The sequence below is a fragment of the Hymenobacter actinosclerus genome (genome assembly GCF_900111515.1).
GTDB lineage: Bacteria > Bacteroidota > Bacteroidia > Cytophagales > Hymenobacteraceae > Hymenobacter > Hymenobacter actinosclerus.
In genome coordinates this window covers 157,315-177,870 of sequence record NZ_FOHS01000006.1, presented here as the reverse complement: position 1 = coordinate 177,870, position 20,556 = coordinate 157,315, and the positions used below count along the sequence as shown (strand labels likewise).

At 61.7% G+C, this 20,556-nt stretch carries 16 protein-coding genes; 11 read left to right on the top strand and 5 right to left on the bottom strand.

Annotated elements, in window-relative coordinates:
• The first annotated feature begins 79 nt into the window (after positions 1-79).
• The 4 genes from BMY67_RS17775 to BMY67_RS17760 all read left to right on the top strand — a co-directional run bounded on the left by BMY67_RS17775 (position 80) and on the right by BMY67_RS17760 (position 5,968).
• Complete coding sequence (locus BMY67_RS17775; protein ID WP_092774132.1) at positions 80-1,414, top strand: family 1 glycosylhydrolase; 1,335 nt, start codon at positions 80-82, stop codon at positions 1,412-1,414.
• 462 nt (positions 1,415-1,876) lie between these two features.
• On the top strand, positions 1,877-4,183 hold the full coding sequence (locus BMY67_RS17770) for a T9SS type A sorting domain-containing protein (protein WP_092774131.1): 2,307 nt from the start codon (positions 1,877-1,879) through the stop codon (positions 4,181-4,183).
• A 126-nt stretch (positions 4,184-4,309) separates the two neighbouring features.
• Positions 4,310-5,050, top strand: a complete 741-nt coding sequence (locus BMY67_RS17765; protein WP_092774130.1) for an alpha/beta fold hydrolase — start codon at positions 4,310-4,312, stop codon at positions 5,048-5,050.
• Between the two features lie 99 nt (positions 5,051-5,149).
• A complete protein-coding gene (locus BMY67_RS17760; RefSeq protein ID WP_177189909.1) occupies positions 5,150-5,968 on the top strand; it encodes an MIP/aquaporin family protein in 819 nt (272 codons plus the stop codon).
• A gap of 128 nt (positions 5,969-6,096) precedes the next feature.
• On the opposite strand, the gene BMY67_RS17755 is transcribed toward BMY67_RS17760, so the two are convergent.
• From BMY67_RS17755 to BMY67_RS17740, 4 genes are all read right to left on the bottom strand, one after another.
• On the bottom strand, positions 6,097-8,445 hold the full coding sequence (locus tag BMY67_RS17755) for a patatin-like phospholipase family protein (RefSeq protein ID WP_092774128.1): 2,349 nt from the start codon (positions 8,443-8,445) through the stop codon (positions 6,097-6,099).
• Between the two features lie 265 nt (positions 8,446-8,710).
• Positions 8,711-9,682 (bottom strand): zinc dependent phospholipase C family protein, encoded by a 972-nt coding sequence (locus BMY67_RS17750; RefSeq protein ID WP_092774127.1) that lies wholly within the window; start codon positions 9,680-9,682, stop codon positions 8,711-8,713.
• Between the two features lie 170 nt (positions 9,683-9,852).
• The gene (locus BMY67_RS17745) at positions 9,853-10,095 is read right to left on the bottom strand and encodes a DUF6952 family protein (RefSeq protein ID WP_092774126.1); all 243 of its coding nucleotides are present in this window, start codon (positions 10,093-10,095) and stop codon (positions 9,853-9,855) included.
• An 11-nt stretch (positions 10,096-10,106) separates the two neighbouring features.
• Positions 10,107-10,424 (bottom strand): thioredoxin family protein, encoded by a 318-nt coding sequence (locus tag BMY67_RS17740; RefSeq protein ID WP_092774125.1) that lies wholly within the window; start codon positions 10,422-10,424, stop codon positions 10,107-10,109.
• Positions 10,425-10,681: 257 nt separating this feature from the next.
• Here BMY67_RS17740 and BMY67_RS17735 point away from each other — a divergent pair, with 257 nt between their 5' ends.
• The 4 genes from BMY67_RS17735 (at position 10,682) to BMY67_RS17720 (ending at position 14,095) form a co-directional block, all read left to right on the top strand.
• Entirely contained in the window at positions 10,682-11,275 is a 594-nt protein-coding gene (locus BMY67_RS17735) for an arylesterase (RefSeq protein WP_092774124.1), read from the top strand.
• 73 nt (positions 11,276-11,348) lie between these two features.
• Positions 11,349-12,047, top strand: coding sequence for a Cj0371 family chemotaxis-regulating polar lipoprotein (locus BMY67_RS17730; RefSeq protein WP_092774123.1), 699 nt, complete (start codon positions 11,349-11,351; stop codon positions 12,045-12,047).
• A gap of 183 nt (positions 12,048-12,230) precedes the next feature.
• Positions 12,231-13,406 carry a glutathionylspermidine synthase family protein gene (locus tag BMY67_RS17725; RefSeq protein WP_092774122.1) on the top strand — a complete coding sequence of 392 codons (1,176 nt, stop codon included), beginning with the start codon at positions 12,231-12,233 and terminating at the stop codon, positions 13,404-13,406.
• A 284-nt stretch (positions 13,407-13,690) separates the two neighbouring features.
• Positions 13,691-14,095, top strand: coding sequence for a hypothetical protein (locus BMY67_RS17720; protein ID WP_143069911.1), 405 nt, complete (start codon positions 13,691-13,693; stop codon positions 14,093-14,095).
• Between the two features lie 95 nt (positions 14,096-14,190).
• On the opposite strand, the gene glgP is transcribed toward BMY67_RS17720, so the two are convergent.
• A complete protein-coding gene (gene glgP, locus BMY67_RS17715) occupies positions 14,191-15,846 on the bottom strand; it encodes an alpha-glucan family phosphorylase (protein WP_092774120.1) in 1,656 nt (551 codons plus the stop codon).
• A gap of 413 nt (positions 15,847-16,259) precedes the next feature.
• On the opposite strand from glgP, the gene BMY67_RS17710 reads away from it, so the two are divergent.
• The 3 genes from BMY67_RS17710 to BMY67_RS17700 all read left to right on the top strand — a co-directional run bounded on the left by BMY67_RS17710 (position 16,260) and on the right by BMY67_RS17700 (position 20,463).
• Positions 16,260-18,146: an alpha-amylase family glycosyl hydrolase gene (locus tag BMY67_RS17710; protein WP_092774119.1), complete on the top strand. Its 1,887-nt coding sequence runs from the start codon at positions 16,260-16,262 to the stop codon at positions 18,144-18,146.
• 68 nt (positions 18,147-18,214) lie between these two features.
• Positions 18,215-18,595, top strand: coding sequence for a GxxExxY protein (locus tag BMY67_RS17705; RefSeq protein ID WP_092774118.1), 381 nt, complete (start codon positions 18,215-18,217; stop codon positions 18,593-18,595).
• A gap of 65 nt (positions 18,596-18,660) precedes the next feature.
• Complete coding sequence (locus BMY67_RS17700) at positions 18,661-20,463, top strand: alpha-amylase family glycosyl hydrolase (RefSeq protein WP_092774117.1); 1,803 nt, start codon at positions 18,661-18,663, stop codon at positions 20,461-20,463.
• Positions 20,464-20,556: the final 93 nt, after the last annotated feature.

Sequence of the window (20,556 nt, the reverse complement as noted above, 5' to 3'; positions counted from 1 at the left end):
GGCTACAAGCAGTAAGCTTTTCTCACTTTCCATTTATTGAAAAGCTTGCGGCTTATCGCTTGCGGCTTGCAGCTTAAAAATGAAGTCCTTCCTCACGCATATCAAAGATAAATTCGGCGACGGTCATTACGAGGGCGACGAGCACGGCGGGGCGGGTGGCAACGACGGCTCGGGGCTGCCCACCGGCAACACGGGCAACTTCATGTTCGCTACCGGCATAGAGTGCTCGTACCCCATGATTGCGGGCAACACCATCCGGCGCGACCTGCTGGCCGAAACCGACCACTACAACCGCTACAAAGAGGATTTGGGGCTGGTGAAAGAGCTGGGCCTGAAGGTGCTGCGCTACAACCTGCCCTACTACCTCATTCATAAGGCCCCCGGCGAGTACGACTGGACGTTCGCCGATTTGGCCCTGGCCGAAATCAAGCGTCTGGGCATTACCCCGATTCTGGATTTGCTGCACTTCGGGGTGCCCGACTGGCTGGGCAACTTCCAGAACCCCGAGCTGCCGGTGCACTTCGCCGAGTACTGCGGCGCGGTGGCCAAGCGCTACCCCTGGGTGCGGTTCTATACGCCCGTGAACGAGGTGTATGTAACGGCCCGGGCCTCGGCCAAAGATGGCATCTGGAACGAGCAGCTCAAGTCCGACCGCGCCTTCGTGACGGCCCTCAAGCACCTGGCGGCGGCCAGCATCATGGGCAACCAGCAGATTGCCCGCCACCGCCCCGACTGCGTGATTGTGCAGAGCGAATCGGCCGAGTACACCCACGAGATGCGGGCCGTGGAAAGCGCCGAGGTGCACCTGCAAAACAAGCTGCGCTTTTTGTCGCTCGATTTGCTCTACGCCCACACTATTGATGCCGAGGTGCTGCTCTACTGCCTCGACAACGGCCTGACCCGCGAGGAGTTGAAGTGGTTTATGGCCGGCGAGCCACCCGGCTACCAGATTATGGGCAACGACTACTACGGCCGCAACGAGCGCATCATCAAGCCCGATGGCAGCATGTGCGCCGCCGAAGACGTACTGGGCTGGTACACCATGACGCGCCAGTACTACGAGCGGTACCGCAAACCCGTTATGCACACCGAAACCAACACGTTCAGCCCCACAGATGCGCCGTGCTGGCTCTGGAAACAATGGGTGAACGTGCTGCGCATTCGCCAAGACGGCATCCCGGTGGTGGGTTTCACCTGGTACAGCCTGCTCGATCAGCTCGACTGGGATATCAGCCTGCGCGAAAAACGCCTCTCGGTAAACCCCTGCGGCCTCTTCGACCTCGACCGCAACATTCGGCCCGTGGGTACCGACTACCGGATGCTGATAGAGGAGTTCGGGCAGCTCACACTCATGCCCCACGGCGAAATCTTCGAGTTCACCAACCGCCCCGCCCAACTGAAGGTGGAACGGTAGCACCTTGCCAGCCGGCCCTGCCCGGCTACGCGCCGGGCACAATCCCCCGGCGCCAAACGCCCAGTACGCGAGCACCCCGAAGCCTGACTTCGGGGTGCTTTTTGTTTGACAGCACGGCTACAACCAATGGCCTGACGAAGCCCGAACAGGCTGTCCAATCAAAGACCGCAAAAGAGCTCACAGGACTTTTCCCACTTTAGGAAATCACCCTTTCACGCGCTCAGCAAGTGGCTCTGAAATGCCTTTAGCGGTTTATTAGCGGCATTATCGGGTTATACTTTACGTTGGATGGATGCTATAATTGTGTTTTGCAATTAGTGTTTTTCCGGGCATATTCCATTTTATTTATTTTTTTATGCAAAAAAACCAGCCATCTGGCTCGCTTTTCGTATAGGGGTCCGAACGGCTCCCTCGCACGGGCCGCGCCCGTCTCTAATCTGGAACAATCTGACTTTTTCAACGATGAAACTACCCCTATTCTCCCTGGTCGGCAAAGCGCCGAACCCCGTTTGGCAACGCCTGTTGCCACTCCTCGCACTGTTTGTGACATTGGGCACGAGCTTCCAGGCCCGCGCTCAAGATAATAGTAGCATAACCGGTTCATCCATCATCATTGATCGGGGCGCTGGGAACGAAACGTTTGGCGGGCAGAATGGTGTGCCGGCACCAGCCTTCAACAACTATAACCTAGGCACATTCGACATTAGCAACTTCAACACGAAAGTGTTGCTAAACGGTGGTACAGTTAACACGCAGGAAAACGCACCGGACGTAATTAGTGCCGGGCGTCTAGCGTACCGTATACGAGCTAATGGTAGTACTACCAACTTAGTTACTGGTGTTATCGAACTTGTGCAGGGAACCCCCACAAATAACAATCGCACCTTCTCGCTGAATAGTGCTAATGTTAATATTCTGGCAGGTTTGGCTGCTGGCACGTATGGTATTAGCGTACAGTATACTGTAGACGGGGTAAATGCTGATAGCGGTGAGGATTTCACAAAGACCGACCCGCCTGGCGCATTCTATCGGGCTACCTTCACCGTAATCGGTATCCGTCCTACCGAACCGCCTACGTCCACTACTTGGACAGGCGGTAAAAACGACAACTGGTTTGATCCGGCTAACTGGACCCAAGGCGTACCGAATAGGAATAAGGATGCTAATATCCCGGACTTTGGAGCTGGTTCGACAGTACAATACCCTAACATATACAGTAACGCTGTTAAGCCGGATAGCGAGACGAAGAATACGGTTACCAATCCTGATGGCACTACCTCGGAAGTGATAACTTTTGTACCGGGCTACGATAATACTGCCACTGGTCCACGGGGAGCTTCCGGTCCGGCTGAAACCCGCACTTTTACCATGCGCGGTACCAGCCAGGCCCAGCGTTCTATCAGTCGGTTGCAGGTTGGTCGGTTGAATGTCTATGGTGACTTCAATAACAGCCAGGACAGCTTCATCCAGCGCGATGGCACTACCATCTCTTTTGCGGGTACCACACAAAGCATTAGCGGCTCTACTTCCGGTTTCGTAAATATTGAAATTGATGGGGGAGGAGTTAAAACGCTGGTTAATAACTTCAAGGTCCAGGCAGGTGGAGTGCTGCGCTTTATTAATGGAGTGCTGAAAACTGATAGCTCCAGAATTGACACCAACTTTATAGAACTCCTTCCTGCTGTTAATTCCAACGGTTCTTCGGGCCGGATTGAAGGTGAGTCGGAGAATTCTTACCTGCGAGGCTACGTTACAACCTCACAATTTGCTTTAGTAGGCGTACCGCAGGACTTCGGCAATATTGGTGCGACACTTACCTTCAATGGTAACTCTCCTGGGTCGGTGACGGTAACCCGCAACAGCGCTCAGAACTATGCTACTATTAGCAACGGATCTAACAGCAGACCTAGTATCCGCCGCATTTTTGGGGTTCGCCCGTCTCCCCCATCAACCAATATAGGCGGTCTGTCGGCTACTTTCGTGTTTAAGTACCTCGACAGCGAAACCCGTAATCTCACTTCGGTTACCAGCCCTAATTCGCTGGACGAAAGCAAGTTTGCTTTATTCGTATCGGGCACGGGTGGGGACGTATTCGGACAGTTAGGGCGCGATGCGCTTGACACGTCTACCAATACCCTGATCAAGAATAATGTAACCAGCTTCGCTACTTTCACACTAAGCGAATTCACTGCTCCTCTGCCTGTTACGCTTGTCTCCTTTATTGCCAAGCGCGTAGGTAACAACGCCGAAATCAGCTGGGAAACGGTGGCTGAGCTCAACAACCGCGGCTACGAGGTGCAGGTGTCCAACGACGGCCGCAACTACCGGGCGCTGACGTTTGTGCCCAGCACCAACCCCAACAGCAACCAGTTGCTGCGCTACCGCTATACTGACACCGAAGCCGCCAAAACGGGCGTACGCTACTACCGCCTGCGCCAGATTGACCTCGATGGCACCGACCACTACTACGCTCCCAAAGTGGTGACGTTTGATGGCGGTGTTGCCGTGGGCAAAGCAGAGGTTATTGCCTTCCCCAACCCCTTCGGCCAGGTACTGTCGCTGACGGCTAACAGCGCTGCCGCCGGGCCCGCTAAACTGTCGGTAACCGACATGACCGGCCGGGTAGTAGCCCAACAGACGGTACAGCTGAACGCCGGCACCAACGACGTATCGGTACCGAACGTGGCGAACCTGCAGAGCGGCGTTTACCTGGTGCGCCTGGTACTGCCTTCGGGCGAGGCCAAAGTCATCCGCGTAAACAAAGAATAGCCGGTCAGGATTGACTGCAAACGCAAGGGGCGGTTCCGGAAGGGGCCGCCCTTTTTGGTGGCCGGCGCGAAACTGGCTGCTGCCTGGGCCGGTTGTTCCGGCATTGCCTTCGTACACCGGTTTACTATGCCCGATTCCCTCACCTTTATCGGCCTGCACTACTGGGCCGGCGCCGGCCACGAGTTCGACCAGGTAGCGGCCCTGCTGGCGCCCGACTACCGCCTGCTGGCCCCCGACCTGGGGGGCTTCGGGGGCGCGCCCGCTCCGCCCAATGGTTTCGCGGTGGCTGCCTACGCCGATGCAGTAGCTGCTTTCATCGAGGCTGAAAACCCCGGCCGCTACGTGCTGGTGGGCCACAGCATGGGTGGTAAAATTGCGCTGGAGCTGGCCGCCCGCCAGCCCGCCGGACTGGCCGGGGTAGTGCTGCTGAGCCCCTCGCCGCCCAGTCCCGAGCCCATGACCGATGAGGACCGCCAGGCCAGCCTGCACGCCTGGAGCAAGCCCGCCGAGGCCGCCAAAACCATCCGCCACATCACGGCCCACGCCTTGCCCGACGCCGTGTACCGGCAGGTGGTAGCCGATAACCTGGCCAGCTCGCGCGCGGCCTGGGAGGCGTGGCTGCTACGCGGCAGCCGCGAGGATATCAGCAGCCGGATGGCCCGCATTGTGGCGCCCTGCGCCCTCGTGGCCGGCGACCAGGATGCGGTACTCTCGCCCTCGGTGCACGGCCTCGAAACGCTGCCGCTGCTCCCGCCCGGCACCCCCCTCGAAATCATCAGCGGAGCCGGCCACCTGCTTCCCTACGAGGCTCCCCACGAAGTAGCCGCGCTGCTGCAACGCTTCGCCCAGGAGCGGGTTAAGGGGTGAGAAACCCGTAAAGCCCCGAATTGCCCGCGGGCTTCGGGGCGCCGCGGATGCCAGCTCAGGATTCAGTACATCAACCCATCAGTCCCTCAATTACCGCCCGTGCGCCGACCCAGTTTTCTTGCTCATTTAATCGTGTCGGTTAAGCGGCACTGGCCTAATTATATAGCCGAAGCCGCGGGGCTGTTCCTGTTCCTGTTTATGGCGGGGCTGATTACGACGGCCGTCAATCATCCGGGCTGGTGGCTGGCCCGGCAGCTGGCGGGCCGCGAGGTGCTGGGCCGGGCCGTTATCGGGCTGGTGGCGGGCCTCACGGTGGTGGTTATCGTGTACAGCCCCTGGGGCAAGCGCTCGGGGGCCCACCTGAACCCGGCCGTAACGCTGGCTTTCTGGCAGCTGGGCAAAATACGAACCGCCGATGCCTGCTGGTACTTAGTGGCCCAGGTAATTGGGGCACTGCTGGGCGGGCAGGCGCTGCTGGCGCTGCTGGGCTCTTCGTTCGCGCATCCTAAAGTCGACTACGCCCTTACCTTGCCCGGGCCCCAGGGCGCGGCCGTGGCCTTCGGAGCCGAGTTCATCATCACATTCGGGATGATAGCCGTGCTCTTTCTGGCCCTGCACACCAAGCAGCTCGAAAACCTGGCCGGCTGGCTGCTGGGCGGACTGCTGGCAATCTACATCGTTGTGGAGGCGCCCTACTCGGGCATGAGCCTGAATCCGGCCCGCAGCCTGGGCTCGGCCGCCGTAGCCCACAACTTCACCGACTTCTGGGTATACCTGGTAGCCCCGATGCTGGCGGCCTGGCTGGCGGCAGTGCTCTTCCAGCGGCTGTTCCGCGAATCGCCCCTATCCGACTGCATAATTGCCGGCCCCGACTCCAGCGTCATCACCACCGAGCCCCCGCAGCACCCGGTAGAGTGAAGGCTCACGGTGAGATAGTGAGATGGTGAAATGGTGAGTTTGATGTTCGGGAGGCCTGAAGGCGCAAGTGGCGCCGTTAGGTCCCCGGCACATCAAACTCACCATTTCACCATCTCACCATCTCTCCACTAGTCCAGGGCCCGTTCGCGGAAGAGCAGGAAGCCGATGTGGCCGAACACGCCGAACTGCTGGCGGGGCTCGTCGTAGTGGATGAACTGGAGCGAGAGCGGGCCGACTGGCGACTGATAAACCACGCCGCTCATCAGCGTGAGGTAGGGCCGCGTGATGGTGGCGCCGCGCTTGGGCAGCAGCGGGTTGCTTTCCTGCCGCTCCCAGGGCCGCACGAGCGTGTGCACGTACACCTCGGAGCGCCACTCCAGCTTGGTCAGCACCTCCTTGATGTAGCGCAGGCCCACGGCCGCAAAGGCAGTGCCCCGGTAGCGGTCCATGAACAGGGTGCGCGAGTCGGTGAGGGGCAGGAAGGCGGCCGAGGTAGTAAGCGAGGAGCGGTAGGTGGCAAATGCGCCCTGGGTAGTGGCCTGCACTTCGGCCAGGTAGCCCCAGGCATGCACCTTACGGCCGACGGTATCCACCTTGTTAAAGGTAAAATACTGCTCGTTGAACAGGCTCAGCTTGAGCCACTGCTGGGTTTTGCGACGACCGTCCAGGCCCTGGCCGTACTCATCGATGGCGGTGCTGCCCGGCGTGTAGCGCTCCTGGCCCCGCACGCCGCGCAGGCCAAACCGTACGCGCCGCCCCGACACCGCGTACTGGCGCCGGTCGAGGGAGTTGCGCTCGAAGTTGAGCGCTGCCGTAAAGCCCTGCAACCGGTTCTGGTCGAGGGTGGCGTTGCTGTTGATTTCGTCGGTGTTGGCAAACTGGTCGCGGTTGGTGAACACGCCCCCGCTCAGCACGTAGCGGCTGCGGTAGTTGGGGCTGAACCCCACCTGTAGCACCGTCCGCACGTCGCGCTGCTGAATCTGAGAATTTTGGGCCCGCGACTTAAGCAGCGGGCTGGTGTCCTGGTAGCTGAAGTTGTTGAACGCAAACAGGGGCTCGATATAAAGCGGCACGTTGCCCGGAATACTGATCCGGAACGACGCCCGCGCCCCGTTGTAGAAGCGCCCGATGGTGGCATCGGCCTTCACCGTGTACAGGTAACGGTTGAGGTAGCGGTAGCCCACGCCCAGGTAGAGGTTGCTCATCGAGCGGGTCGAGAGCACGCCGCCCAGGTCGGCCGTCAGGTTGGAGTTCTGGCGGGCATCCACGCCGAGCACGTAGCCGTCCTGCTTTTTATCGTAGCGGATGCGCGGGTACACGTTGTTGAAGAAGTCGTTGTTGACCAGCCGGTAGTAGCCTTCCTCCACGTCGCCGGGGGTGTAGTAGTTCGAGCCCGAGCGCTGGAAAAAGCGCCGCACGAACTCCTGCTGCTGCTCGGGCAGGCCCTGCACGGTTATCTGCTTGAACTCGGTGCCGGGAGCCCGCTTCTGAAACGCCAGCCGCCGGGCCTGGAGCGCCACGCTGTCCTGGCGGCGCGGAATGCGGCTCTTTATCAGGTCCATTTTCCGGTCGGCCGCCTGCACGCCCAGCTCAATCAGGCGCTTTACCTGACCAAAATCGGCGGCCGTAATGCCCGCCAGGTCGGGCTGGATGAAGATGCCGTTGGGGCCTACCGACGTGGTGTCGGCCACGTTGGAACCCAGAAACAGCAGCGTCGAGGTCAGCAGCTGGTCGTCGCGTTCCTTGGGATACTTGTTGAACGCCACGTCGCCCACGTTCACCCCAATCATAATATCGGGCTGGAACTCCTTGCGCATCACGTCGGTCGGGAAGTTGTCGACCACGGCCCCGTCGAAGAGGTAGCGGCCATCGGCCTGGCGGATGGGGCGGAAGGCCAGCGGGAAGGCCATGGAATTGCGCACGGCATCGGAAAGCGAGCCGCTGCGCTGAATAACCTTTTCGCGGGTAAATACCTCGGTGGCCACGGCCCGGTAGGGCACCATCAGGTTGTCGAAGTTGTAGTCGGCAATGGCACCGGCCGGGGCCAGCATGGTGGCCAGCACGTAGTTGAGCGTCACGTCGTTCACCAGCCGCGGCGTCACATTAATGCGGAAAGCCGAGTCGATGGCCAGGCGCAGGTGCAGCGGGGCGGGCGTAGGGTCAGATTCGTAGTAGTTGTACACCTTGCCCTCGAGCGGGGCGCCCGACACCCAGGTCTGAAACTCCGGCTGCAATACGATTTTCTCGATTTCGTCGGGCGAGTAGCCGGCCGCGTACATGGCGCCCACAATGGCGCCCATGCTGGTGCCCACGATGTAATCGATGGGAATCTGGTTTTTCTCCAGCTGCCGCAGCACGCCCACGTGGGCCAGGCCCTTGGCGCCGCCCCCGCTCAGTACCAGGCCTACTTTCTGGGCCCGCACGGCACCAGGAAGCAACAGCGCCAGCATAAGCAGCGCGCAATAAATTTTCCGCATATTCTTCTTACTAGATGTTCCCCAAGGGTCCGCTTCCTACGCATTCCGGGGCGCGGAGTTACCCGGCCGATGCCGCGTTGGCAATCAACGGATTCCGGTGCCCATTGGGGCCGCAAAGAACGGGCATATAAGGCGAAATAGCTCAAGGCGAGATGGTGAAATGGTGAGTTTGATGTTCGCGGGGCCTTAATGCGCAAATGGCGCCGCTGGTCCCCGCGAACATCAAACTCACCATTTCACTATCTCACCATCTCACCTTGAGCCGCTAGTCCTCGTGGCCGGCGGCGGCGCGCACCGGAGTGGCTTCGAGCTGCTTGGCTTCGAGGGCCAGGCGCAGCTGCTCCTTTTCGGAGGGCGTGCGGGGCAGCTTGTCGAGGTCGGGCTGGCCGGCGTCCACCCAGGCCGTGTACCAGAAGGCACCTACCAGCCGCACGGCCAGCTTCAACTGGCGCTCTACCTGCCCGCTCAGGCGCTGGTGGTAGGCGCGGGCAAAGCCGCGCGAGTAGGTGCGCACCGTTACGTTGCCGCGCTGCTCAAACCCAAACTTGCGGTCCTCGGAAAACTCGGTGCTCAGCTCCCGCTCGAAGCGCAAAACCGAGTCGAGGGCCGCGTGCGAGCGGGCCACGGTGGCCCAGGCCACATCGGTGGGCCGCTCCAGGTAGGGTGCGGGGCCGGTAAAGAAGTCGTAACCGCCGCTCAGCAGCTCGGGCAGCCGGCTTTCCCAGAACCCGTGGATGCCGCGCTGCCCCGTGAATTGGCCGTTGTAGTTGCGGGTGGTGTGCAGCGGCACGCAGGCATCGGCAATGTAGTGGCCCAAATCGGCCGAGAGGTGCAGAATCCGGTCGGTGTCGCGGGCCTGAAAGGCGGCCGTGAGCTGGCCTTTCATGCGGGCCACCTGCCAGGGCACAATGCCGTGGCGCAAAAGCGAATCCTCGCCGATAAGGGCCACCGCATCGGGGTACGAGCGGGGCAGCCGATAGGCCGCCGAGTCGCCGTAGGCGTCGAGGTCGAGAAAGTGCCGGGGCGCCTCGCCGGGCACCACGGTGCGCCGCGAGTCGGGCCGGGTGGCGTTGGTGGTCAGGTAATCGATGTTGGCTTTGTAGAAGCGTACCATTTCGGGCGGCAGCGTATACACGGCCAGCCGGTTGATGAGCCGGTGCGCAAAGAACCCCCAGGCCCGGGCCGAAGCCGGCAGCAGCAGTAAAAGCAACAGCAGAAAGGGAGCCAGGCGACGCATAAGGGAAGATAAGCGTTTTAAAGTCAAAGAGAAAAACCGCCTGTCATCCGGAGCGCAGCGAAGGACCTTATCACAGTTGAACGAGTCGTTATTACGGCTGTTCAACTGTGATAAGGTCCTTCGCTGCGCTCCGGATGACAGGCGGTTTTTCTCTTTGACTTCCCGCAGGGCTAGCTAATGCTCACGCGCACCTTTTTGGTGTACTCGCGCAGGGCCGTTTTGAAGTCGGACCCATGGTCCTGCATGTGGTTGAGGATGAAGATGGCGGCAAACACGTGGGTGAGCTGCTCGCCTTCGTCCTCGCCTTCCACCTCGAAGGCGGGCGTCTGCTCTTCCAGCAAGGCTTCTTCGGCGGCTACCAGGCTCTCCAGGGTCTGGGTTTCCACCAGATGGCGGATAACGGGCATTTTCATGGCGGCGCGGGCTAGTTGAGGCGGGAGATGAGCGAGGCCACGGCCTCTTCCTTGCTGGCGGCCACGGTGTCAACCAGCTCGCCGTTGCGGAACACGGCGAAGAAGGGCAGGTTGGTGACGTTGGCCAGCTTGCGGGCCTCGGGGCTGTTTTCGGCGTTTACGTCCAGAAACTTCATGTCTTCGTTGCCCTCGGCCTGGGCCAGGCGCTTGAACTTGGGCGAAAACAGGCGGCAGTTGCCGCACCAATCGGCGTAGTATTTCACCACTACTTTCTCGTTTTCCTGAAGCAGCTGCTGAAAATCGGCGTCGGTGGCTTTGATAACGGACATTCTAAAAGGGATTTGGTGACAATGGAAATGATCAGCAGATAAGAATCATTCTTATCTGCCAGCAAAGATAAAGGCAAAAACACGCAAAAAGGTTTTCCTCTGGCCGATATAAGTGGAGTAGCGCCAACCGGATGCCGGTACCGCTCAGCTCTGCTTCGGGCCCCGGCGGTTTGCCGCCGCAAGCCAGGAGCCGTCCGGAACTCTGGCCCCCCGGCCGCGTTTAGCTTCTGCCGATTCGGCTTTATCCGCAACTATACATGCCTCAGAACATCCTCTTTTTCGGCGACTCGCTCACGGCCGGCTACCAGCTGCCGGCCAGCGCCGCCTTCCCCTCGCGCATTCAGGAGAAAATTGACGCCCTCGGGCTGCCCTACAAGGCCCACAACTACGGCGTGAGCGGCGAAACCAGCGCCGGCGGCCGCCAGCGCCTGCCCACGGTGCTGCCCCGCTTTCCCGAGCTCGATGTGTTCGTGCTCGAACTCGGGGCCAACGACGGGCTGCGCGGCCTGCCGGTGCGCGAAACCAGCCAGAACCTGCAATTCATTCTCGACGAGGTGCACCGCGCCCACCCCCAGGCGCGCCGGGTGCTGGTGGGCCTGGAGTTCCCCTTCGACCTGGGCCCGCTGGCCACGCTGGGCGGCGGCCGCTTTGGGCACTACGCCCAGGAGTTTAAAGCCCTGTTTCGCCAGCTGGCCGATAAGAACGAGGTCGATTTCGTGCCCTTTCTGCTGCACGGCGTCATCGGCCAGCGCCACCTGAACCTGCCCGACGGCGTGCACCCCAACGCCGAGGGCCAGAAAATCCTGGCCGACAACGTGTGGCAGGTGCTGGGTAAGGTTTTAGGAACTTAGGGTGCAGGCTTTAGGGCTTCCGAACCAGATTCGTGCTATTTTTAGGGTCCTGTTTCCCTCCTGGCTTTCCTGTATGAACCGTCCCTTTTATCGTCTCGGCGACTGGCGCCGCAACCTGTTTTTGCTCACGGCGGCGGCCAGCCTGGGCCTGGCCGTGCTGCCGGCCTGCTCCTCCGACAACAGCCGCCCCGACGTTGTGGACGCCACCGACGCCTCCTGGGACAATGCCGCTACCGACTCCTACAGCCAGGGCGTCATCACCGAAATGACGGAAACCCAGCCCGGCCAGTGGAAGATTACCGCCGAGCGGCCGGCCGGCAAGGAAGAGGTGGCGGCCATTCTGCGGCACGCCGACGGCCGGGTAGACACCTTGCAGGGCCAGGCCTTACAGCAGCAGATGCAGAACTACACCCGCCAGAACCCCGAAAACCGGGTGGGCCGCTCGGGCATGATGGATGTGCTCATGTACAGCGGCATCGGCTACATGGCCGGCCGCTGGATGACGCCCAACCCCGGCGCCTACGCCTCGCCGGGGGTTATGCAGCAGAACAACGGCTGGCGGCAAACCATTGCCCGGGAGCGGGAAAACGAGGGGCGGGGCTTTTTCGGGCGCGGGTTCACGGGCAGCCGCAACGGCGGCAACGCGGGCATCAGCGCCAGCCCCAGCGTGCAGCGCAGCACCCCGCGCGGCACCTACCGTAGCTCGGCCCCCCGTAGCAGCAGCCGCAGCACCTTCGGGAGCCGGGGCGGCTCGCGGGGCTTCGGCGGGTAGTGGGCCGGCTGCGTCTGGCCTTCTTTTGCTTAATCATGAGGTGTAAAACCAGCGCTAGTTTCTTAGCGCTGGTTTGCACCTTGCGCCACTTACCATCTGACCTTCAGCCCAGCAGCCCAATGGACCGCGGTGCGTACCGCCGGGCCGTGCGGGCTGCCTGAGTTACTTAAGCCACTCTTGCGTATGATTCGTTTGCTGCCGCTATCGGGCAATGTGGAGCCCGCCATCCGGGAGTTGGGCTGGGACTGGGCCGTGGAAGAAGCCTGCGCCGCCTACCTGGCTCCCGAGGCCCTGGCCGTGTCGGAGGCCGAGGCCGAGACGCTGCTGCAAGCCGCCGACACGCTCTACGAGATGCTGGTGCAGTCCATCCCCGACCCGATTCCCGACGACTTTCTGCGCCAGCTGGGCATCCCGTCCAACCTCTGGGAAGCCGTGCGCCACTCCTGGAACGACGACCGGCACTGGCACCTCTACGGCCGCTTCGATTTGGCCGAAACGCCCGACGGCCCCAAGCTGGTCGAGTTCAATGCCGACACCGCCACCAGCATCCCCGAGACGGCCGTGGTGCAGTGGGCCTGCCTGATGGCCGCCGGCCGCCCCGCCCACGAGCGGCAGGCCAACGGCCTGTTCGAGGGCCTGGAAGCCCAGCTGCGCCACTGGCGCGAACTCAACCCCGATTTGGCGCCCCACCTGCTGCTGGTACACCTGCCCGACAGCGCCGAGGACGAAACCAACTGCGCCGTACTGGCCGAAGCCGCCCGCGCCGCCGGGTTCGGCACGGCCCACGTTTGCAGCGTGGACGCCATGCGCGTGTCGGTACAGGGCGAAGAGCGCGGCGTGTGGGCCGAAGTGGAGCCGGATAAGTGGCAGCGCTTCGATTTCCTGTTCAAGCTGGTGCCCTGGGAGCTGCTGGCCGACGAGGAGCCCGCCCTCACCGCCGACCTGACGCACCTGCTACTCACCCGCGACGTCATCGTTGCCAACCCCGCCTACACGCTGCTTTTCCAGAGCAAAGCCATCCTGGCTCACCTCTGGGACACGTTTCCGCACCACCCGCTGCTGGTGCAGGCCAGCCTGCGCGATATGCCAGGCCACCACGTGCGCAAGCCCCTGTTCGGGCGCGAAGGCCAGAACCTGACCGAAATGGACGGCATCCGCACCCGCCAGCAGGAGCCCGGCGAGTTCGGCAACCAGCCCCAGGTACGCCAGCGCTGGCTAGCTTTCCCGACCGATGCCCAGGGCCGCCGCTACCAAGCGGGCGTGTTCTGGGCCGGCGAGGCCTGTGCCCTCAGCTACCGCCGCGCCCCCGGCATTATCACCAACCTCTCCGAGTTCGTGCCCCATATTCTGACGGCCTAGGAATTGATTTGCTGGATTTTGGTGTGGGCAAATTCTCGCTTATACTTGCCGAGCCTTGGAAAGAGCCTGGGCAACCTTTTCAATTACTTTAGATGATTTACAAAGCCGTTCTGACCTCTGGAGTCGGGCTATTATTAGCCGTATCCGCAACCGCGCAGACTAACCCGCTGCCAATCAAGAAGAGCAAGAACACAGGTCTGTTCAACATCACCCAGATAGGATACAATGCTGGAGTTGGCCAAGCCACTTACCGATCTGATGTGGTGCTGGACTACCGAGGCTCGGTGAATCGATTTCGCACTACGTTCGGCTACTTCCTCAACCCGGCCGTGTCGGTGGGGCTAGGCTTCGGCCTCGACGGCTACCACGAGCCCAGCTACAACACCGCTCCATTAGTAGCCGATGTGCGCTACTACCGTCAGCCCACGGGCAACAGCCTGTTTATCACAGGCAACGGGGGTTACGCGCTGAAGTTGGGAGCCGGGTTTGAGCGGGGCGTGACAACCGGCCTGCACGTGGGCTACCGCGTCATTGCGGGCCGCAGCACCAACCTGCTCTTCAGCGTCGGTCCTGAGGCCCAGCAAATTCAGGATGCCCGCATCAACCTCATTGGGCCAGGTTCGTTCGAGCAGATAGAAAGCACCATCTGGCTGAAATCCATTTCCTTCAACGCCGGCTTTCTTTTCTGATTAAGAGTGTAAAAGCGCCCGGCTCTGACCTTGCTGGTACAGTGACTGTACCAGCAAGGTCAGAGCCGGGCGCTTTTAGGCAATTAAGCTAGCCGTTAAACAGAAGCATCGTACATCCGCTCGTAGTACTCGCGGGCCATGCGGCCCGACTCGAATTCGGGCTCCACGTCGCGCATGGCGGCTTTGCGGATGGCCAGAAATTGGGCGGGCTGGTCGTAGTAGAGCGGGATGATGTGATTTTCGAGGGCGTCGAGGATGCCGGTGGCTTCGAAGTCGTCCTTTTCGTTTTCGGAGGCGTGCTGGTCGGCCAGGGGCAGCAGGAAGCTGTTGTCGCCGTCGCGGGCGAATTCGGGAATCCAGCCATCGGGGATGCTCAGGCTGATGCTGCCGTTCATGGCGGCTGTCATGCCGCTGGTGCCTGAGGCCTCGCGCGGGAAGCGCGGCGTGTTCAGCCAGATATCAGAGCCCTTCTTCATGGCCGCCGACAGCCCCAGCTCGTAGCCCGTGAGCACGGCGCAGGTGTTGAAGTTCCGGGTCTTTTCCATCAGGCTATTGAAGACGGCAATGGCTCCGAAATCCTTGGGGTAGGGCTTGCCGGCCCAGATAACCTGCAGCGGCCGGCCGGAGTCGGTTACTAGCTTTTTAAACCGCTCGAAGTGGCGCAGAATCAGGTCGGCGCGCTTGTAGCCGGCGAAGCGGCGGGCCCACACCAGCGTGAGGGCGTCGGGGTCCAGCAGCTTGCCGGTCTGGTCGGCCACGATGCCGAACAGGCGCTTTTTCAGCTCGCGCTTGCGGGCGTTTAGCGCGTCATCGTCGTTGGCTTCCAGGGCTTGGTGCAGCTTTTCGTCGCGCCAGTAGGTGCCGTTTTGCGAGTTGGTGATGGCGATGATGGGGCTGATGCCCTGGTTGGAGCCCCACATTTCGTTGGCCACCCGGCCGTGCACTTTCGAGACGCCGTTGCTGATGCGGGCGAAGCGCAGGGCCGTGAGTGTGTAGTTGACCCGGTCGTTTTCCACGATGCCCAAATCGCGCACCTGCCCCAGCGTCAGGCGGCCGAAAAACGACATCTTGTAGAGCAGCTCCAGCGGGTGCTCCTCGTTGCCGGCCAGCTCGGGCGTGTGGGTCGTGAACACCAGATGCTCGCGCACTTTCTGCTGGTCGCGGCCGAACTTCTCGTAGAGGTAAAACGCCAGCGGCAGGCCGTGGCCCTCGTTGAGGTGGTATACCTCGGTCGGGCGGTTCAGCACGTCGAGCAGCTTGCCGCCGCCCACGCCCAGCAGGATGCTCTGGGCCACGCGGGCCGCCGTGTCGCCGTCGTAGAGGTGGTGGGAGATGGTGCGCGAGATGAAGTCGTTTTCCGGAATGTCGGTGGTCAGGAAGAACATCGGGGCCGTACCGAACGTCTCGGGGTCGAGGTAGAGGGCGCGCACCTGCACCTGGGCATCGTGGATGGTGATAGGGAAGGTGATGCCGGTGTCCTGCAAAAAGCTGTAGTGCTTGCGGTGGAATTCGGCCCGCATGGTCTGGTCCTCGTTGCGGGTCTGGTCGTAGTAGCCGTAGCTCCACAGAATGCTGATGCCGATGACGTTCTGCTTGAGCTCGTAGACCGAGCGCATGTGCGAGCCGGCCAGAAAGCCCAGGCCGCCCGAGTAGGTTTTCAGGGCCTGGTCGAGGGCGAATTCCATGGAGAAATACGCGGCCGGCGTGGCAAACTCGGGCGCGGGGGTGTAGTACGAAAGGTCGAAAGCCATAGGGGCAGCAGTTGCGGGGTGATGGAAAAAAACCACGGGTCGGGCGGCAGTAGCACCGGCCCAACGAACACCAAAAAAACGAGAAAAGAACTGCCCGGCGCGCCCGGTCCCCGCCGTAGGGGCCGGATGGGCAACGGGCCACCGGTAATGGCCAAGCAGGCACCACCGCTGTTCCGGTCGGGCCATACGCAACGGCATCAGGCACTTGGGCCCGGGTAGTCGATTTGCTTTGGGATGATGGGCAGGTGCAATCACGTGCCTTATTATCCGCCCTGGCAGCCGGCTACGGCCAGCCGGGGCAAAGCAGCATGTGCATTTGTCAACACATCATCATTTTGGGTTCCCGAAACAGTAGCGCGGTGGGCGGGCGAGGGCGTACTTTGTCTATTACGTTCCTTATTCCCACCCCGCGTATGTTCGCTTCCCGATTCCTGGCCCTGCTAGCCGGCACGCTGCTGGCTACGGCCGCTCCTGCCCTGGCCACCCCGCCTCCCGCTGCTCCCACCGAAACGGCTGCCGCCGCCAAAGCCGCGCCCATCCAGCGCATCGACCCCACGTTCTGGTGGGTGGGCATGAAAAACCCGAAGCTGCAGCTCCTGGTACATGGCCCCGGCATCCGGACGGCCACGCCCGCCCTGCGCGCCTACCCCGGCGTGCGCCTCGACAGCGTGCAGCAGCTCGTCAGCCCCAACTACCTGGTGCTGCACCTCACCATTGCCCCCGAAGCCCGGCCCGGCCGGCTCCAGCTCGACTTCAAAGGCAACAAAAAGTTCAGCTACGCCTACGAGCTGAAACAGCGCACCACGCCCACCGACCCCAGCCAGGTGCAGGGCCTCACGCAGCAGGATTTCATCTACTTCCTGATGCCCGACCGCTTTGCCAACGGCGACCCCCAAAACGACTACATCAAAGGCATGCGCGCCCCCAAAGTGGCCCGCGACTCGATGTACAGCCGCCACGGCGGCGACCTGGCCGGCATCGAGCAGCACTTCGACTACTTTAAAGCCCTGGGCGTGACGGCGCTGTGGCTGACGCCGGTAGTGGAAAACGACATGCCCAAAGCCAGCTACCACGGCTACGCCCTCACCGACTACTACAACCTCGACCGCCGCTACGGCACCACCGCGCAGTACCGGCAGTTCGTGCAGCGGGCCCACCAAAACGGCCTAAAAGTGGTGCACGACGTGGTGCTCAACCACATGGGCTCGAAGAACTACCTGTTCCTCGACCAGCCCGCGCCCGACTGGTTCAACCAGTGGCCGGGCTTCACGCGCAGCAACTACAACGCCTCGGCCCTCAACGACCCCTACGGCTCCGCCCTCGACCGCAAGCTCTACAACCAGGGCTGGTTCGACACCACGATGCCCGACGTGAACCAGGCCAACCCGCTGGTTTCCACCTACCTGATCCAAAACTTTTTGTGGTGGGTGGAATACACCGGCCTCGACGCCTACCGCATCGACACCTACCCGTATTCCGACCCCAAGTTTCTGATGGACTGGGGCCGGGCCATGCAGGAGGAGTTTCCGCGGCTGGCCTTGTTCGGCGAGGCCTGGGTGGGCAGCACGGCCCAGCAGGCTTTTTTCGCCCGCAACATTTTCCAGCCCGTCGATGGGTTCAAGTCCAACCTGCCCTCGGTGCTCGATTTCCAGTCGAGCTTCGCGCTGCACGATGCGCTGAAATCGGGCAACATGCTCAAGCTCTACGAGTCATTGCAGGGCGACTGGCTGTACGAGGACGCCTCGCGCAACGTCACGTTCCTGGATAACCACGACGTGAGCCGCTTCTACTCGGTGATTGGCGAGGACTTTGCCCGCTACAAAATGGGCCTGGCCTGGCTCTTGACCACCCGCGGCATCCCGCAGCTCTACTACGGCACCGAGGTGCTGATGAAGAACTTCAGCAACCCCGACGGCTTGGTGCGCGCCGACTTCCCCGGCGGCTTCGCGGGCGACTCGCTCAACTACTTCAAAAGCCGCCTCGGCCAGCCCGGCGAGGCGTTTGAGTACGTGCGCAAGCTGGCGAACTACCGCCGGGAGCATCCCTTTTTGCACTCGGGCAAGCTGATGCAGTTCATCCCCCAGGAGGGCGTGTACGTGTACTTCCGCTACGCCCCCGAGGGCACGGTGATGGTGGTGCTCAACGGCAGCAAGGAAGCCCGCACGCTCGACGGCGCCCGGTTCGCAGAGCGCACGGGCAGGTTCACCTCCGGGGTGGAGGTGACGACCGGCGCGGTGCTGCCCGACTTGAAGTCGTTTACCGTGCCGGGCCTGTCGGCCTGGGTGGTGGAATTGCGGTAGAGTTCTGTTCTTGTGTTGGGTTCCCGCAGAGGAGCGCAGAGGCAAAACGCAGAGGTTCGCTGAGTTTTATGCACGAAAACGACATTTCATTCTTGGTGCGGCAGGCGGCTTTTAATGTGCACACCATCCTTGGGCCGGGGCTGCTTGAATCGGTATATGAGCATGCGCTGCTATATGAAATCCGGCAGGCAGGGCTTAAAGTCCGCAGCCAGGTGCCACTACCAATGCTTTACAAGGAGCAGCAGCTGGAGGTCGGATTCCGGCTTGATTTGCTGGTGGAAGAAAAGGTGATTGTCGAGATTAAATCGGTAGATGCACTGCTGGATGTGCACCACAAGCAACTACTGACTTACCTGAAGCTCTCCGGTCTGAAGCTCGGCCTGCTTATAAATTTCAACGTTTCCCGCGTCAAAGAAGGCATCGTGCGCAAAGTCAACGGCCTGGAATAGAACTGCTCAGCGAACCTCTGCGGTTTACCTCTGCGCTTCTCTGCGGGAACCTCCAAAAGAATAACATGAAGAAATACCTCCTCCTGCTAGCCCTCGCCGCCTGCACGCCCACAAAACCCGCCATGCTCCCGCCCGACGATAACACCACCGAAGAAGCCCCCCAGGACCACAAGCTCATCATCTACCAGCTGATGACGCGCCTGTTCGGCAACCAGACCGCCACCAACCAGCCCTACGGCACCGCCCAGCAGAACGGAGTCGGCAAATTCAACGACATCACCGACCAGGCCCTACAGTCCATCAAGCGCATGGGCGTCAGCCACGTGTGGTACACCGGCGTACTCGACCACGCCACCATGACCGACTACGCCCAGCACGGCATTCCGGCCGATGATGCCGACGTGGTGAAAGGCCGCGCCGGCTCGCCCTACGCCATCAAGGACTACTACGATGTGGCCCCCGACCTGGCCGTAGACGTGCCCAACCGCCTGCGCGAGTTCGAGGCCCTGGTGCAGCGCACCCACAACAACGGCCTCAAAGTCATCATCGACTTCATTCCCAACCACGTAGCCCGCTCCTACAAGTCGGATGCCCGGCCGGCCGGCGTGGTGGATTTAGGCGAACAGGACGATAACACCCAGGCTTTCAAGCCGAGCAACAACTTCTACTACCTGCCCGGCCAGCCCTTCGTAGTGCCCGCCGACTACCGCCCGCTGGGCGGCCTGCCGGCCCCGCACAAGGATGGCAAGTACCAGGAAAACCCCGCCAAGGCCACCGGCAACGACGTTTTCTCGGCCGCACCCAGCGTCAACGACTGGTTTGAAACCATTAAGCTCAACTACGGCGTCGACTACCAGCACAACCGCCAGCCCCATTTCGACCCGATTCCGGATACGTGGCTGAAAATGCGCGACATCCTGGTGTACTGGGCCCGCAAGGACGTGGACGGCTTCCGCTGCGACATGGCCGAGATGGTGCCCGTCGAGTTCTGGGCCTGGGTGATTCCGGAGCTGAAAAAGGTGAAGCCCGGCCTGCTGTTCATCGGCGAGGCCTACGACGCCAAAACCTACCAGATGTACATCGAGCGGGGCGGCTTCGATTACCTCTATGACAAAGTGGGCCTCTACGACGGCCTGCGCCGCCTAAGCCGCGACGAGGGCAGCACCCGCGACATTACGCGCGTCTGGCGCGAGGAAAGCCGGGGCTTCGGCGGCCACATGCTGCGCTTTCTGGAAAACCACGACGAGCAGCGCATTGCCAGCCCCGATTTCGCGGGCAACCCCCGCGCCGCCCTGCCGGCCATGACGGTGTCGGCCACGCTGGGCACGGGCCCGGTCATGCTGTACTTCGGGCAGGACGTGGGCGAGCCGGGCCGGGGCGCCGAAGGCTTCTCGGGCGAGGACGGCCGCACCACCATTTTCGACTACTGGGGCGTGCCCGAGCACCAGAAATGGCTGAACGGCGGCAAGTTCGACGGCGGCGGGCTGAGTGCCGAGCAGCAGCAGCTGCACGATTTCTACGTGCGTCTGCTCACGCTGTCGGGCCAGCGCGAGGCCATCCGGCGGGGCCGCTTCTACGAGCTGCAAAGCACGCTGGCGGCCCAGAACCCCAACTACAACGCCGAGCGCGTGTACGCCTACCTGCGCTACACCGACCGCGAAACGCTGCTGGTTGTCGTCAACTTCAGCCCCCGGCAGGCCTACGCCCTCAACCTGAGCCTGCCCGCCGCCCTGCGCCAGGGCCTGCACCTGCCCGCCGACAAGCCACTGACTTATACCGACCTGCTGGGCACGGGCGGAACGGTGGAAAGCACCCAGACCGTTACGCTGGCCCCGCAGAGCAGCCATATCTTTGAAATCAAGCAGTGAGCATCAGAAACAACGTCATTCAGAGCGCAGCGAAGAATCTCGCGTGCTGACGCTGGATTACTGTTGCAACGTCAGCACGCGAGATTCTTCGCT